Consider the following 17,376-nt stretch of genomic DNA (forward strand, 5'->3'; position numbering starts at 1 on the left):
CTGGAAACTTGGAAGAAGCTTTGGATGTTGCACGTGATTATGATAGGTATTCGCAGAACGATCTAGGGAGCGCTGTGATCGAGAACTTGCGGGTTATGTTGCGCCAGGAAGCGCAGGGGCCAGATTTGGTTCCTGAAGCTTACAACTATGATGATGATCTTCCATTTTAGTGGGATCCTCTTTTATACGCTAACGCGCATACTCTAACCTTATACGCCTCACCGCATATCTAAAATTTATACGTTAAAACGTATATTGATAAAATATGCGCCTTAACGTATATTGAATGCAAAAGGTGCGCTATGGAAAATATTGCAAGAACACAAAAACAGCTCGGCAGTATCGTAAGAAGATACCGTAAGAACAATGGGATGAGCCAAGGAGCGCTTGGCTCAAAGGCCAGTCTTCGTCAGGCCACCATCTCCAGCATCGAAAACGGTGAGAGTGATGCCAGCCTCACGACCATGATGGATATCTTGACCGCACTCGATCTTGAGATTGTGGTGCGCCCACGTAGCAAGGGCTCGGATACGAAGATCGAGGATATCTTCTAATGGCAAGGCGCAAGACTTACGCCCCATTAGAGGTCTTTCTCAATGCGCGCCATGTTGGCAGGCTTAGCCGTAAGCCAAACGGTGCAGTTGATTTTTCCTATGCGCCGGATTGGCTGGCTTGGGAGCATACCATGCCAATCTCCCTGTCCTTGCCGCTACGTGAGGATCGCTATGTCGGAGCGCCCGTCATGGCGGTCTTCGACAATCTTCTGCCAGACAGTGAGGATATCCGCCGCCGTGTTGCCGAGAAACGCGGGGCAGAAGGTGTGGATGTTTACAGTTTGCTTGCGGCTGTTGGCCGGGACTGTGTCGGAGCGATGCAGTTTTTGCCAGAAGGTGAAACCCCTGGCACCAACCCAGAGTTAACCGGTGAGGTGCTGAGCGATGACGCTGCAGCGGATATCATAGCCAATCTCGCAGGCGCGCCGCTGGGTCTTGATGAGGATCAGGACTTTCGCATCTCGGTTGCCGGGGCACAGGAAAAGACAGCGCTACTGCGATATAACGGCAAATGGATCAGACCTCATGGTACGACACCCACCACGCATATTCTGAAGCCGCAGATTGGCACTCTGCCCATCGGTGTTGATCTCTCTAACTCTGTTGAGAACGAGCATCTGTGTTTGCGCTTACTGCATGCTTTCGGACTGAACGTGGCCAACACCGAAATGACAGATTTTGGTGATCGCCGAGTTCTTGTTATTGAGCGTTTTGACCGCCAAAAAACTGCAGATGGCCGCATGATCCGTTTGCCGCAAGAGGATTGCTGCCAAGCGCTCGGGGTGCCGTCTACCATCAAGTATCAAAATGATGGCGGCCCGAACATGAACAACATTTTGGACCTCCTGAAAGGCAGTGACGAGCCGACTAAGGATCGTGAAGACTTCTTGAAAGCACAAATCCTGTTCTGGCTCATGGCGGCAACCGATGGGCATGCCAAAAACTACAGCGTGTTTTTGTATCCGGGTGCGCGCTACGGCATGACGCCCTTCTATGATGTGATTTCTGTGCAGCCCAGCCTCGATGCTGGGCAGCTACAAGCGCAGAAGGTTAAACTGGCGATGTCGGTTGGTCAGAATAATCACTACAAAGTATCTGACATTGTACCCCGCCACTTTGTGCAAACGGCCAAGCCCGCCGGGCTTGGCGCAGAGGTGGTCGTCGCGCTCTTCGAAGACATAACGGAGCGCTTTGATCCTGCTTGGAAGGCAGTCGTCGAGAGTTTGCCTCCCGGTTTTCCGGAAGAGCTCATCAAATCCATACGTGATGGTATGGCTAGACGGCTGCGCGCTTTCGAAATCGCAAAGCTATAGCGCCCACCTTTCCTTCTATATTCATTGAAAAATAGGTTGCGCCTGCAGCCCTGACCTGCTGGCGAAGCACGGGTGTGTAAGATCAAAGGCCCGAAGCGGGACCGCAAGCCACGCGCAGCTGCACGAAGGAAGCGAGCATGGCGAGGACCCACCCTTTGAGCGCGCCGATCCAATGACGGCTTTGGCCTGCATCCGCTTCTCAACACTCCAAACGGTCTCGCCGTGGCGGAGGATGTAGATTTCGGGCAATGACATGGCAGACTGCCTTGCCCGAAGTAATTGAGACTGCCGAGTAGAAAAGAACACCGCCTTAGGGCGTGACGGCCCCATAAATGCCGCCAATTAGGATACCGTCCGCATCGTCACCGGCAAAAGCGCCCACAACACGATCCTGACCGACTACCCCTTCCATATTAGCCGTCACACCATCAAATGTAACGGTACCACCCATTGCGGTCACGTTTCCCGAGAAGGTGCCATTGACCTCCAGACCGTCAGCGCTGCCAGTAACCCTGCCGCTATTGAACGTAGCCGTAAGTTCAATTTGACCTGATTGCTGATCTTCAACATTTCCACGAACACGCAACAAATCATACCGCCCGTCATAGGTCACGGCCCCGGTTGTAATCGCGTCGCCTGGCGTCGAGGTTGCATGAATACCGGCAACACCCAGAAAATCGTCCGTGCCTTCGACATTACCCCACGCATAGGCGAACCCGGTCGAGCCCAAAACCGGGTCGCTAAAGTAAGACACGCTGATGCTACCCGACGCTCCCAGCCCGCTAAAATTCTGATCAGGGATCGTATTGTCAGGGTTCAACGTCACCAGCTGAGACGTTGGGTTCGGATTAACCACCGGGCCGGAATCGCCATCGGAGGAACTGCTGCCGCAGGCAGGCATCGCGGTCACACAAGCAAAACCAATAACGCTACCAAATCGGATGAAAGACATCTGAGGTCCTTTGTCAAAAGTGCTGCAAACAACGAAAAGTTAACCAATTAATCAAATTTGCAAAGCGTCAAGTTGACCGACCATCTAAACCGACCAAGTACCGCCGATTCAGTGAAAAACATCGAAGTTAGCGCATCCAGCATGGCCCCGCGAGATTGGGTGCAACGGACGAACACCTGGTACCACCCCATTCCTTTGAAAAGGCCCCCTGACATCCGTCAGAGCGAGGATTCCAGCAATCGGTTCGCAGCGGGAACGATACCCGAAGGAGGGCGTGAGACACGGCGTCGTGTATGGAGCTGAAGAATGTCGTGGATTGGCACGGCCTCAGCGAGCGTCAGGCGTGTGAGTTGGCAGACCTGCACAGGTCTGTCTTCCAATGTCAAAGGCGGGAGGCTGATGATGCCGCTCTGCGCAAAGCCCGCGCGAGTTGGCCAATGAACGACGATGGTTTTTCGCTAGATGATCGCAGAGAATGTCGTACTTCACCGTTACAGAGCCCAAACCATAGCTGAACCACCTGCCCGGACAAGCTACTCTTCGCGCAAGGCATGGCTGATCTGATCCTGGATCGGTTTGATGAGATAGGACAGGATGGTGCGCTCGCCCGTCTGGATCAGCGCTTCGACCGGCATGCCTGGCATCAGGATGTTGTCACTGATCTTCTCACGTTCTCCCTCCAGAAACCGGAGCCGCACGGTGAAGAAACGCATTCCGGTGACTTCATCGAGGGTCGTTTCCGCAGAAACTGTGACAACCTGACCTTTCAGTTCCGGTGTTGTGCGCTGGTTTAAACCAGGCAGGCGAATGGTCGCCTCTTGACCCATGAAAATCTGATCGACATCTGTCGGTGCGACCTGCGTTTCGATAATCAGCACATCTTCCTTCGGAACAACCAACAGGATCGGTTCTGCGGGGCTGATGAAGCTGCCTTCTGTGTGCACGTTGAGTTGATGGATAAAGCCTGAGCTTGGTGCCCGGATATCCATGCGCGAGAGCTGGTCGACAGACGCCGCTTTCTGCTCCGCCAAACGCGCAATCTCACTCCGCGTTTCCTGAAGGTGCTGGAGCGTCTCGGCACGGTAGTCTTCCTGCAATTGCAGGATCTGGATACGCCTTTCGCTGATTTCCAACTCGGTGCGGGCCGCTTCGGCCAGCAATGCCCCGTGCTCACTGCGCAGACGGGTTCTATCCCTGCGTACTGCCAGAACCCGATTTGTGGCGACGTGATTGTTTTCCAGCAATTTCTCGAGCCCGACAAGTTCCATATCAATCAAGTCGATCTCTTCTGCCCTGGCGTCCGCCTGGACCTCGAGATTGCTGATTTGGCTGCCGAGTTGATTGATTTGCTCGTTGAGTTGATCCGTCCGCCCGACCAATCCTGCCAGTCTTGCAGCCCTCAGCTGGCGCTGCCCTGCGACAATACGAGATATCTCTGCATCAGCTACACGACGGGCGATACTCTCCGGAAACGCTATATCTGTCGCGTTGTCGCGTTCGGCAATCAGGCGCGCTTCCGTCGCAACCAGTTCGTCAAGTTGCTGACTGACAACTGCAAGATTTGCACGGGTGGTCGCATCGTCAAGACGCAGAAGAAGGTCACCCGCGTGAACCACGTCGCCATTTTTGACAAGAATATCTGCAACAATGCCCCCTTCCTTGTGTTTGAGAGTTTTGACATTGGATTCGACAACAATGGCGCCGGGCGCAATGACCGCCCCGGAGATTTGCATCCAGGCAAACCAGCCGATGAGGAACGCGAGAAGCGCACAGAAGAACACGCCAGCGCCCCACAGATGCCGTCTGATGCTACGACGTAGTATTTGGACCGTTTCGCTCATGTCTGCACTACGCCGACCGCACCGGTTTGGGGCTTTGCGTGAGAACCTGTTGCAGGACTTCTTCCTTGGGCCCGAAGGCCTGCGCACGTCCCTCCTTCATGAACAGGACGGTATCCACACCTGCCAGTGCGCTTGGCCTGTGGGCAATGACGATGACAATCGACCCAGCCTCCCGCAAGGCAGCGATGGCTTTGGTCAGGGCGGTCTCGCCCTCGGAATCGAGATTGGAATTGGGTTCGTCCAGAACGACCAGGAACGGGGTCCCATAAAGCGCACGTGCCAGGGCGATGCGCTGCATCTGCCCACCTGACAATGTGATACCGCCCGGTCCGATCTCGGTATCATAGCCATTCGGCAGCGACTTGATCAGCGCCTGCGCATCCGCAAGCTCTGCCGCCCGGATGATATCTTCCGCACCGGCTTCCGTCTGGAAGCGGGATATGTTCTGTGCGACGGTTCCGGCAAAGAGCTGGATATCCTGTGGCAGATAACCGATGAACGCACCTTGCCGATCCGGCGCCCACTGGAAGAGATCCGCTCCGTCTAGCCGGAGTGAGCCGCGCAGCACCGGATAGACACCAACCAGGGTCCGTGCCAGTGACGATTTACCGGCCCCCGAGGGGCCAATCACACCGAGCCCGTCACCTGCCTCCAGCGTAAATCCAACATTCTGAAGCACCGGATGGCCGACAGGACCCGAAACGACATTTTCCAGGGCCAGAGTTTTGGACGGCAATGGCAATTCCATGCGCTCAGGGTCTTCCGGGCGACCTTCTACGACGTCCCGAAGGCGCTTGAGCCCCTGTCTCGCGGCCACAAATCCGCGCCATTGGCTGACCGCCATCTCAACCGGAGACAGCGCCCGTGATGTCATGATGGACGCCGCAATCATCACACCAGGGGTGATCTCCTGACCAATGGCCAGCCAGGCACCCACTCCCAGCATGGCGGATTGCAGCATGAAGCGAAAGGACTTGGTGAGTGTGCTAAATAGGTTCGCCATGTCTGCGGCTCGCCGCTGTTTGGTGAGAAAGGTGCCATTAAACGCCTCCCACTGCTCTTTCAGTGTGGCCGTCATGCCCATGGCCCGGACGGCCTCGGCATTCCGCCGGCCCTGTTCAACAATGGCCGCGCGTTGAACGGCATGCCGATTGGCGTCTGCCGACGGCTTGCGCGATACCAGTTCATTGAGGCCGATCAAGATACAAATGAAGACCGCACCCCCAATGGCGACCAGTCCAAGTATCGGGTGAAATACATAGATGATAGTAAGATAAACCGGCATCCAGGGAAGATCGAAGATCGCTGTCGGCCCGGGCCCGACAAGGAATTGCCGCACGGTTTCCAGGTCACGCACCGGATCAAGTGTTTCCGCCTTCCGACCCATCAGAACCGGCAGCGTGATGGAGCATTCATAGCTTGTTGCAGACAGCTGTGCATCAAGATGTTGCCCGACGCGCAGCAGGACACGCGAGCGGATGCCCTCAAGAAGACCGTAGAACACATACATGCCACCCGCCAAACCAGCCAGTACAATCAGCGTCGGCACCGAACCGCTCGCCAGGACCCGGTCATACACCTGCAGCATGAAGAGTGGTCCCGTGAGCATCAGGAGATTGATCGGCAGGCTGAGCAGGCCAATGCCTGCGAGTGTTGAACGGAGTGCCTGCAGGCACTCCGCAACAAGCCCGTCCTGGGTGCTTGATTGCGACACCATGCGTCGTATGCGTTACGCGTAAAACCGGAAGTCGTCAGAGGACAGCTCCGACAGGACGACATTCTTCAGGACAATGCTGTTGTCCGTATCCAACGTGATGGTCGTATCGGTGCCATCATCCGCCGCACTGTTCAGGACATCTGCATAGGAGGCCAGGTTGGTGACACCCCTGAATTCGATGACATCCTCCGTCCCGGCACCAGCCGCAAAATCAGTGATGATGTCCTTACCGAAATCGGGGTCAAAGACGAAGATGTCGTCTCCCGATCCGCCGGTCAGGATGTCGTTGCCAGCGCCGCCGTTGAGGATGTCGTTGCCCTCATGGCCAACGAGAGCATCTTCACCGCTGCCTCCCGTGAGACGATCGTCCCCCGTCATGCCGAGAAGGGTCTCGTTGCTGCTGCTTGCAGACAGATTGAGCGTATCGTCCCCGTCACCGCCGTCAAAGATTGTCGTGATAACCTTGTTGCCATCCGCATCAAAGCGCTGAGAATAGATCTCGTAACCGTCAGGCGTATTAATCTGGCCATACGAATGCCAATTGATCACAAACCCGCCATCTTCCAGGCCTACGACATCGGAATACATCTGGTGGTGATAGATCCACTGCGTGTTCACCTGGAACTCGCTGCCGACCGTTGAGCCGTCAGCGGCGTATCTCTGGCCATGAATACTGGCACCGGATTCATCCTGGCCATACGATGTCCAGGTTGCCACAAATCCACCGTCTTGCAATCCGGACACCGAAACGTAGTACTGGTTATACTCCGTGGCGGTATTGATCTGGAATTCGCCACCTTCTGCCGCGCCATCGGCATTGTATTTCTGGCCATAGACACCCCAGAACGCACCATCCTGATCAAGGGATTGCCAGGTGACGACAAAGCCCCCGTCTTCCAGCGCCGTGATTGAAGGCTCGACTTGATGGTTTGCCGTGTGCGTATTGATAAGGAACTCCTCGCCAAGGGGGGATCCATCAGCGTTGAAACGCTGACCATAGATTCCAAACAGGTCTCCATCCTGCAGTTCAGACTGCCAGCTGACAACAAAACTCCCATCCGTCAGCACGGTGACAGTCGGCCAGTCCTGTCCCCCTGCAATATGCGTGTTCACCTGGAACTCGGATCCCGACGGCGTGCCGTCCTGGCTGAAGCGCTGCGCAAAGATGCCGCCCTGATCGCCATCTTGACCCTCCGAATACCACACGGCAACAAAACCCCCGTCGTTCAGAGCAGCAATGTCAGGCGCGCTCTGATGTCCGACAGTTTCGGTGTTGAGCTGAAACTCATCTCCCATGGGTCCACCACTTGCATCAAAGCGCTGACCGTAAATACCCTGGCCCGAGCCATCCTGATCGTCCGACTGCCACACCACCACGAAACTGCCATCGTTCAGACCGGCTGCAGAAGACATCTGTTGGTCTCCGGAGGACATCGTATTAATCACCAATTCATCACCAATAGGCGTCCCACTTGCAGAAAACACACGGCCATGGACCTCAAAGCCAGCGGCATCTGCCTGACCACTTGTCCAGGTGGCCACGTAGCCACCATTTGCAAGCGCTGTGGAGCGGACAAGGGCGCTTATAGTGTCCGTACCCAGATTATCGCTAACTCGCTGCTCCGCTTGCAGGCTGATGGTGAATTCGCTGTCATCATCCTCAAAGCGGAACGTGTAAGCACCGCCCACCGTTGCACCTCCTCCGAGAGCGTTCAGTTCAATAAGACCGTTGTCGGTTGACATCGTGTAGTAGTCCATGGTGCCCGACAACGTTGCGACACGCGATGTCTCGGTAACCAAGACATGCACATTGACGACCGGATCGTAAACATCTCCGACATCAAGGGTGAAGGTCTTACTGGTCGAAAGGTCACCCGAATCCGTGGCTGTGACCGTGAGGGCAACTTGAGTTTCGCTCTCATAATCCAGACTGACACCGTCCTTTAGTTTCAAGCTGCCACCCAAGACTTCGAAGCGGTCATCATCGACGCTATATGTAAACGTATCGCCAATATCCGGATCGCTGACAGAGAGCGCGCCAATCACGGCCCCGGCGTCTTGTTCCTGGACCTCTGAACCCATCAAGGTGAGTTCCTCTGGCGCATCATTGACCGCCACAATCTCCAGCGTGAACGTGTCAGAGATGTCGGATGTGCCATCCGAGGCCGTGACCATGAGATCGAACGTGCCGTTGAAGTCTTGAGGCGGTGTCCCCGAAAAACTCCCTGCAACCGCATCAAACACCAACCAGTCCGGCAACGCGGTGCCATCATCTAGTGTCGCACTCAAGATCAGCGCATCACCGTCAACGTCCGCAAAGGCATCCTCCGGCAAGGTGAGAAGAACCGGCACATCTTCATCCGATGCATGATCTGCGAGTGGATTGTTGACTTCCGGTGCATCGTCTTTGGACCAAAGATCAAGGATGGCAGTCCCGGGCGTCTCACTTTCTCCGTCAGAGACCACAAAGGAGATCTCAAAATCATCGCCGTTCAAATTGGGCAATGGCGTCAACAGCCATTGTCCAGTAGCGACCAGTTCGATCGTTCCGACAGAGGCATCAATTGACACCGAGGTGACCGACAGGGAATCCCCATCTGCATCGGACGCATGGGCCAGCAATTCGGCTTCGGTAATTGTGCGGCTGTTATCCTCATCAATCCCGCCCAGATCAACGGAACCGCTGACTACTGGCGCATCATTGACCGCCACAATCTCCAGCGTGAACGTGTCAGAGATGTCGGATGTGCCATCCGAGGCCGTGACCATGAGATCGAATGTGCCGTTGAAGTCCGCAGGCGGTGTGCCGTTGAAAGTACGGGTGTTTCCATTAAAGGTCAGCCAGTCCGGAAGACCCGATCCATCACCCTGTGTGGCGATCAATGTCAGCGCATCCCCATCCGCGTCCGCAAAGGTATCTACCGGTAGAGTGAGAAGAACCGGCATATCTTCATCCGAGGCATGATCCACAAGGGGGTTGTTGACTTCCGGCGCATCCTCTTTGGACCAAAGATCAAGGATTGCAGTCCCCGACGTTTCACTTTCTCCATCAGAGACCACAAAGGAAACCTCGAAATCATCACCGTTCAAGTTTGGCAATGGTGTAAACAGCCATTGTCCTGTTGCGACCAGTTCGATCGTTCCGACCGAGGCATCAACGGACACCGAGGTAATCGACAGAGAGTCCCCTTCCGCATCAGACGCATGAGCCAACAATTCGGCTTCGGTAATTGTGCGGCTGTTATCTTCATCAATCCCGCCCAGATCAACGGGGCTGCTAACCACTGGCGCATCATTGACCGGCACAATCTCGAACGTAAACGTGTCAGAGATGTCAGATGTGCCATCCGAAGCTGTGACCTTGAGATCAAGTGTGCCGTTGAAATCAGTAGGTGGTGTGCCGCTGAAGGTACGGGTTGTGCCGTCAAAGGTCAGCCAGTCTGGAAGATCCGATCCATCACCCTGTGTAGCGGTCAATGTCAGCGTATCCCCGTCAACGTCCACAAATGTATCGTCGGGCAGAGTCAGAAGGATTGGCTCGTCTTCATCCGAGGCATGATCCGCAAGTTGATTGTTCACTTCCGGCGCATCCTCTTTGGGCAAAAGATCAAGGATTGCAGTCCCCGGCGTTTCACTTTCCCCATCCGATACCACAAAGGAAACCTCGAAATCATCACCGTTCAAATCGGGCAATGGCGTAAACAACCATTGTCCATCTGCAACCAGTTCGACGGTCCCTATAGACGCATCAACAGACACTGAGGTAACTGACAGAGTGTCTTCATTTGCATCGGACGCATGGGTCAGCAACTCAGCTTCGGTAATCGTCCGGGCGCCATCCTCATCGATCTCGCCCAGGTCGACCGGGCCAGAGAGTGTGGGAGCCACGTTGGAAAAGATGAACCTCTCGGCAGTTAAATCGGCTTTGGCAAGACCTTCCAGAACCAGTTCCTGACCGGAACCAAGATCAAGAACAACATCGCCCGCAACTTGCGTCGCCAACATCATCAAGTTTGTAAAACTGGGAATAGCTACGAAGTCTGTAAGATCAATCCGTTCGCCGGGACGCCAGAATTCAAGATCTGTAATGCGGTCACTGGTCCCTGCATTCCGGGTGATAACAAAAACATCACTCCCATCACCGCCGGTCAGGACATCGTTACCATCCCTGGCTTCGAGCAAATCATCTCCCCAACCACCATCAATGGCGTCATCACCATCTCCGCCTATGAGTTCGTCAGCATCGTCTGTGCCATTGAGGGTGCCATCATAAAACGTTATCGTATCTGGGGCGACATGCTGCCAGAAGAACTGGTAGATGGTTCGAGCCGTGCCAACGCTGCTCCCCTGAATTTGAATCTCATCGTGCTCGAAGTTCTTGAGCACCAGAGTTTGACCGTCACCGAGATCCAGATGTGTATCTCCATCGACAACAGAGAACGTGATATCATCAATACCCCGGATATTCGTGAATTCAGTCAGATTGAGTGAAACCAGATTGCTAACATTTGCAAGAATCAACGTACTGGGGACAGTTGTTATGTTGCTTTCATCAACTGCTATCGTGTTGTCAACACCGTAATAGTAAGTCCCACCCCCCTGGTAGTTGTAGACTGTATCAGTATCACCGGCATTCCGGGTTATCTTCACCTCATCTGTGTGGTTGGGTGCCAGGTAAACAGTATCATCACCTGCGCCCGTGACATAATTATCACCGCTTTGAAGACCATTGGTTAACTGGCCGGAGTAGATCAGTTCATCATCCAATTCTGAACCAATGAATGTATCTTCGCCAACCGTGCCATGAACCTGTCGGATGAAGGAAACTCCGGTTGTTCCATCCGCCAATATGAGATCATCGATACCAATGCTGCGACCTTCCGGGATGTTTTGCAGTTGAATTATTTTTTGACCTGGAAGGATGATGTTGAGATACGGTGCGTTTCCAAGCACGGTTACCACCTTGATCACTTCACCGCTGAGTGCGAAATCGCTCAGATCAATTTTCTCATTTGGATCATCAAAGTCGAAATCCGTAATACCAACATATCCAGCCTCACCATCCAGGATGACGAAGGTATCTGATCCACTGCCGCCATCCAGAAAACGCGTTGACGCACCAATCGTTGCTACAAGTGTATCGTCTCCACCCTGACCGTTAGTCCGCGCTACCGAACCGCCAAGAATGATCGTATCATCGAATGACGATCCATCAATCTTCTCTATGTCGATCAGGGTGTCTCCTTCAGCAGTGCCTCCAAGCAGCGTATTGTTGGCGGCATCAATGTAAACGCTTTCGCTGGAAAGAAGGAAGCTTGCGACGTCGGCATCTTCGCCACCATCCAATACATCGGTTCCCTGACCTGCAACCAGCCAGTCCTCGCCCGCACCACCCTCAAGGATATTGTTTCCGAAAGATCCATATATGTTGTCGTTTCCAGCGCCCCCGCTCAAGGTGTCGTCGCCAAAACCGCCATGCATGATGTTGTCGAGCGCACTGCCAGTAATGTTCAGACCGGAGGTGGTTGCCGGAGTTCCAAAGGTGAGGTCAGCGACACCTTCTGGCAAGATGAACTGAGTAGGGGTCAGCGCAGATTTATCAACGTCCATCAGGACAAGGCTGCGGCCGCCATCCAGCTCGATCAAGGTTCCATTCAAGTGATCCCGCAGCACAACTTCGTCAAGTAATTGGTCTGACAAATCAATGATCTCGGCCGAGTCATTGATGTCAAAATCGTAGATGATCGCGACCTGATCCTGGATACTAAGAGTCCGCGTCGTATCGGTTGGGTCGTCCGGCGTATCCACATCGAGGAAAGTCAGCTTGGCATAGGATTTGAAGACATACTGATCACTCCCCGCTCCACCGGTGATGTGATCAATCCCACGCTGGCTGTAAATTACATCATTACCGCCTCGGCCATCAATGACGTCGACCCCACCACGTGCATCAATTGCATTGGCGCTGTCGTTACCATAGAGAATGTCATTACCACGTTCGGTTCCCACTATGTTCTCTAGGTTCGCATAGGTATCGCCTTCCGCACCGGCAAACCCCCTGCCTGCCTGCAGATCAACACCAACACCCTCCGTGTTGAACGGATGATCATAAGCAAGGGTGTCGGTACCTGCACCGCCATCAAGATGTTCAGCTCCGGAATACCCTCGCAGAAAATCGTCGCCGCCCTCACCAAATAGCTTGTCATTGCCGCCTGCTCCAAACAGTTGATCGTTGCCATCTCCTCCATAGATGTAATCGTCACCTTCTTCACCGTTCAGAATGTTCCGTTGGTCATCGCCAACCAGAACATCGGAGAAATTTGATCCCTTGATAGACTCGATGCTGGTGAAAACATCCCCTTCTGCATGGCCACCTTTTGCTTCTCCAGTGGCAAGATTGATATAGATGCCAGAGGCTTCCTCACCACCTTCATTGTAATCGAGTTCGTCAATGCCTTCGCCACCGTCGATGATATCGGCTCCGGCTCCGCCAGACAGATTATCCCCGCCTTCACCACCTTCAAGGACATCGGCACCGTCACCACCTCGCAAGATATCCCGGCCTGCACCCCCTTTCAGTGTGTCGTCGCCTTCGCCGCCTTCAAGCCGGTCGTAGCCATCGCCACCCTCAATGAGGTCATCACCACCGTCACCCTGCAGAAAATCATCACCCCCCTCTCCGCGGAGAATGTCATTACCATCATTGCCGAACAGATTGTCATTACGCTCAAGACCGGTCATTTCGTTATCCGCATCGTCGCCAATACGGGTCGACAGGACCAGGGTTTCGCTTTGACCAAGGTTGACTGCTTCGTCATCAAGGAGACCGCTGTCCGCTCCAATTGTGAGTTGGCTAATGAACAGTTCTTCGCCATAGGCGTCTGAAACGATATTGTTGATCTCTGCAACCGTCAGGCCAAGCTCGTCCTGCGCAGTGATCAGAACATCCGCGAAGGAAAGCCAGAATGCTTCCGTAGTCCCACTCACTATGTCCGTAAATGACTCAAAAGCTTTTGCCCGTTCCACCAGCGTATCGATATCTGTCCCAAGAACCAGTTCGTCGGCAACGAAATCATAGGTTACTTCAGCAAAAATCGAACTTAGCGGGCCCTGCGCCAGAATCCGAGCCGTCAGCATAGAATGAATCTGACCCCAGGCAAGTTTGGGGCCCATCGAAGCATTCACGCCAACCACAGTAGTCAAACCGCGCTGTAGCCAGGTGATGCCTGTAACCGCTTCCAGAAAGTCTACGTGACGGGCGTCAATGTTCGAGCCAACAGCCGTTGCTCGGGCATCAGGATCATTGTCTTCCACACCAGCCCACCGCAAAAGGAAGGCTTCCGTTTTATCGTAGGCGGTATCGATTTGCCAGGGTGTAAGCTTGGCAAGATCGCGCATCATTTCCTTCAGTTCCGGGTCTTTCGACATGGCAATGTGAAAGGCGGCCAACTCACCGTACCCGCGCGATTGCGGCAGGATCAGTGCATCAAAATCAATCTCGATCTCTGACCCAAAGACTTCACCCTCGGCACCCTTGAACCAGCTATCGGCATTGTCGTTCAGGAAATGGGCATCCACTAATTCCCCTGTCTGACCACCAGCCCATTTGAAGGTGGAATTAGAGGAGATATAGTTCTCCTCGATCCAGCGGGAATCCGGTTGCTCATCCAGGGAAATGCTGACGATATCGGCTTCGCTCAGACTCTGAAGTTCGCCGTCTTCAGTCAGGCCGTTCTGATTGAGATCCCGCCAGATAAGGAAATTGTCAAAATCGACATCATTTGCGTCAATCACGCCATCATCATTGCTGTCATGCAAGGCAAGCTTGTCGAAGGCGGGCATGATGTCATCGCCATAAAGCTCTGTAATATCGTCTATATTACCATTGCCGTTATGATCCATTGCCAGAAGGCCATCGTCAGGCCCGACCCAACCGACACGTTCGGCATGCCCATCGTTATCAATATCGAAATAGACGTTCTGATCGTAGGCATGCGTCAATTCAATACCGTCACCGTCAAGGTCAAACACTAAGGGTGAAACGTGGTTCGTAGAACCTCCAATAAGACTGAAGGCGGTGTCAATGCGATTGTCAATCCAATTGCCCGTTGCACCGCCGCCGAGAGAACCCCCACCCCCAAATGACCGGGTGGGAACTTCCCACGTAAAATTGCCGTCTGCGTCATGAATATTCAGATATGAATCGAAGCCCATGATTCCGGGAGTTGAAAACTGTGAGAACCCGTCATCGGCGAAGCAGGCTGCAATTTCGTCAGAATCAAACCCATGAGAAGTGAGCGCAGAGGTGATAGTGTCTGTAGACACAAAACCACTCCATCGGGCGCTGTCACTATGCACATCATAAAACTGTTCTGCCCCACCAATGATGTCATAAACAGCTTCCGGACCATTTAGATCAGCTGCCCCGTTTGCCATTGCTGCAATAACGTATTCGGCATCAAGAGAAATCTCATTCTGCAGAGCTCGATTTTGCCAATAGCTTACCTCATTAGCGGTGATCTCGAAATCATAACCCAAGTTGTCAACGCCGACGGCAACTATAGTTTCACCATCAGATATTCTGTCTATGTCTACTCCATTCAGGAGACTCTCCCAGTTTCCTGGAGTAAGGTTGTCGGATTGTATGGAGAGTTCAGGTACATATGAACCCGGGTTTGGGTTAATAACCGGCCCAGACGTCTGGGAGGGTTCCGGATCGCTTGTCCCAAATATCCATTCTGTTACAGCGTTGACTCTCTCCTTAACAGCATCCACTGCGGTCTCTGCAATCTTTCCTGCTATCGCGGCGTGGTCCAGAGAGGTGACGACAAACGTTGTCACTTCAAGGGCTGCCTGAACATCCTCTCCTGACTGGTAGGCTTTCCAAACTTGCCGCACTGCTTGCGCAACAGTGGCGGTTCCTGGAGCTGCTGGCCCAGACAGTGCTGCGACAACACCGCTGACTGCAGCATCTTGGGCAAGGCCTTTTGTGATTTCGCTCACGACTGTTTCAAGATCCAACCCCATTGCAGCAGCAGCGTCAGCCGGAGACATATCTTCCTGAATTGAAAGACCTAAAACAGCTGTTGCAATGGCCAAGTAGGTCGTAGAGTTAATAATCGTTGAGCCGTTGCCATCAATCTTATCGGCTGCATTTAGCGCCGACCTGGTGACATCGAACCGGCCTAGCATGACATCTATTCGCGTGTTCAAGGCCTCACCATGGGCCAAATCCGCAGCGCGATAGTTCTCAACATCGAATGTTTGAGGTCCCTGCGTCAGATCAATTTCTTTATCACCTGACCACTGGTATTCCGTGATTAACGGATTGTCTGATCCCAGCTTTCCACCTGCCGCGACGAGGTCACTATCGCCAAAAGCAGTGCCAGCTTTGAACTCACCTGTTGTCGCATCGACTTGATGCTTTAGATCACTATAAGCATCGATTTGATAGCCAGGATCATTTAGATGTAAACTGATGCCATTGTGAGGATTGGTCAGATCGGCACGGATCTGCACCACCATTCCATTAACCGTTGCCTTGGCATTGTTGAGGAAATTATCAATTTCCTGATCTGTCCCTTTATCAAGAAGGTCGTCATACTTATCTGCAAGCACTTCGACTGTAGAGCCAATGTGCATGTTATAGCTTGCATGCGCGCCGGTATGGCTTGCACCAAACTGGGTACTCAGAGCAAGGAGTTCATTGGTAGACGACGAGGCGGGCGCGAAGTTCGGCAGACCGACACCATTTTGGGCAAAGTTCTTTGCATCAAATCCAATTGCTTTCAAAAGTGTTTTCGACTTTTCATCATCTAAAACACTGATTGGAATGATATGATGCGCGGCGAATGTGACCGTCTGGGTCATGGTTTGGCCATTGACTTGCGCAGTCACCTCATATTTGGGCACCCCGTTCAGGTCTGAAAAGTTCACGTTGCCGGTTGAATACCCAATATGGTTTTTTACGCTGATATCGACATCATAGGCCTGTCCATCAATTACGATAGTGGTCATGCTACGACCCCTTTCTCTTTCTGTTCAAAGAACCAGGACACCGGCTCCTCAATGATTTTGATGAGCTTCCAGCCGGTTATGGCTTCATCGCTAAAATACTGGGCCAATTCATCGGAAACGAAAATTTTCCTTCCCAGATGATCTGTGTACGACATATGACCCGGATAACGACCTGCCGGGCTGCTTTCAAAATACTGTGGGTTTCCTACTGTCCCGCGCCAGAGATGACGGCCCGCCAATCCACCGGGTTTGAAATTGATCAATGGCCCGCCGACGTCCCGGTCAGCCGTTTTGGGGTCAATGACGTATTTAAAGCCAAAATTGCACGCCAGGCCACGCGCCGCGCCGGGCCCGATATCCTGACCAATCTCGCCTGCATAAAGCGTTTGGTCATGATCAATTATGTCAGGCTTCTGGTGTAGATAGAGGATATACCAAGTGCCGAACGTCTCACTGTCATCATCTCGCTTGACAGTCACGGGAAAAAACTCGTGCGCTCCGGGCTCAAGCTCCTCAAGTTTGGCCTTAAAACGCTCACTAACGATGTATCCTATACCTGAACACTCAAAGATGTCCGGAACGCCCTGTTTAGGCGGCTTTGACACTTTCACAGTATGCGGTACCTGCGCGCGCATTTCCTCAGTCAGCGGCATCTGCTCGCCGGGTTTATCGAATAAAGATCTACCTCTAGTCAGCATTGAGCTGAGCCATGGAGTTCGCTCCATCGCAGGTTCAGACCCCATACAATTGATGACGTGCTGCTTACCTTCACGCGCAAGGTTGTTAACGATGTATGGCATGGTTTCTTTGCTCCAAATTCAAATTCACTGGCTTTGTCTGATGTTTCAGGGCAGGCCGACGATTACGATACCGACCGTTTGTAGGTTTCGCATCCACAACGACGACATGCCTTCGCTGTGACCGTCTGGGTCATAGTCTGGCCATTGACTACTGCGGTGACCTGATATTTGGGCAACCCGTT

7 protein-coding genes are annotated in these 17,376 nt (G+C 53.3%); 2 read left to right on the plus strand and 5 right to left on the minus strand.

The genetic code is table 11. From position 1 onward, the window contains the following. The first annotated feature begins 302 nt into the window (after window positions 1–302). Together SLH47_RS24285 and SLH47_RS24290 are read left to right on the plus strand one after the other, a co-directional pair. Window positions 303–554: a helix-turn-helix transcriptional regulator gene (locus tag SLH47_RS24285; protein ID WP_320243478.1), complete on the plus strand. Its 252-nt coding sequence runs from the start codon at window positions 303–305 to the stop codon at window positions 552–554. Beyond that, window positions 554–1,867: a type II toxin-antitoxin system HipA family toxin gene (locus SLH47_RS24290; protein WP_320243480.1), complete on the plus strand. Its 1,314-nt coding sequence runs from the start codon at window positions 554–556 to the stop codon at window positions 1,865–1,867. The genes SLH47_RS24285 and SLH47_RS24290 overlap by 1 nt, the downstream gene beginning before the upstream one ends. 310 nt (window positions 1,868–2,177) lie before the next feature. Here SLH47_RS24290 and SLH47_RS24295 read toward each other — a convergent pair whose 3' ends face one another. The 5 genes from SLH47_RS24295 to SLH47_RS24315 all read right to left on the minus strand — a co-directional run bounded on the left by SLH47_RS24295 (window position 2,178) and on the right by SLH47_RS24315 (window position 17,194). After that, complete coding sequence (locus tag SLH47_RS24295) at window positions 2,178–2,819, minus strand: hypothetical protein (protein ID WP_320243482.1); 642 nt, start codon at window positions 2,817–2,819, stop codon at window positions 2,178–2,180. A 533-nt stretch (window positions 2,820–3,352) separates the two neighbouring features. Beyond that, complete coding sequence (locus SLH47_RS24300) at window positions 3,353–4,660, minus strand: HlyD family type I secretion periplasmic adaptor subunit (RefSeq protein WP_320243483.1); 1,308 nt, start codon at window positions 4,658–4,660, stop codon at window positions 3,353–3,355. A 7-nt stretch (window positions 4,661–4,667) separates the two neighbouring features. Then, window positions 4,668–6,377 (minus strand): type I secretion system permease/ATPase, encoded by a 1,710-nt coding sequence (locus tag SLH47_RS24305; protein WP_320243485.1) that lies wholly within the window; start codon window positions 6,375–6,377, stop codon window positions 4,668–4,670. 12 nt (window positions 6,378–6,389) lie between these two features. Beyond that, entirely contained in the window at window positions 6,390–16,394 is a 10,005-nt protein-coding gene (locus SLH47_RS24310) for a cadherin-like domain-containing protein (protein WP_320243487.1), read from the minus strand. After that, entirely contained in the window at window positions 16,391–17,194 is an 804-nt protein-coding gene (locus SLH47_RS24315; protein WP_320243489.1) for an imm11 family protein, read from the minus strand. Before SLH47_RS24315 ends, SLH47_RS24310 begins: the two co-directional genes overlap by 4 nt. Window positions 17,195–17,376: the final 182 nt, after the last annotated feature.

It is taken from the genome of Cognatiyoonia sp. IB215182, assembly GCF_033963905.1.
In the GTDB taxonomy this organism is placed as follows: domain Bacteria; phylum Pseudomonadota; class Alphaproteobacteria; order Rhodobacterales; family Rhodobacteraceae; genus Yoonia.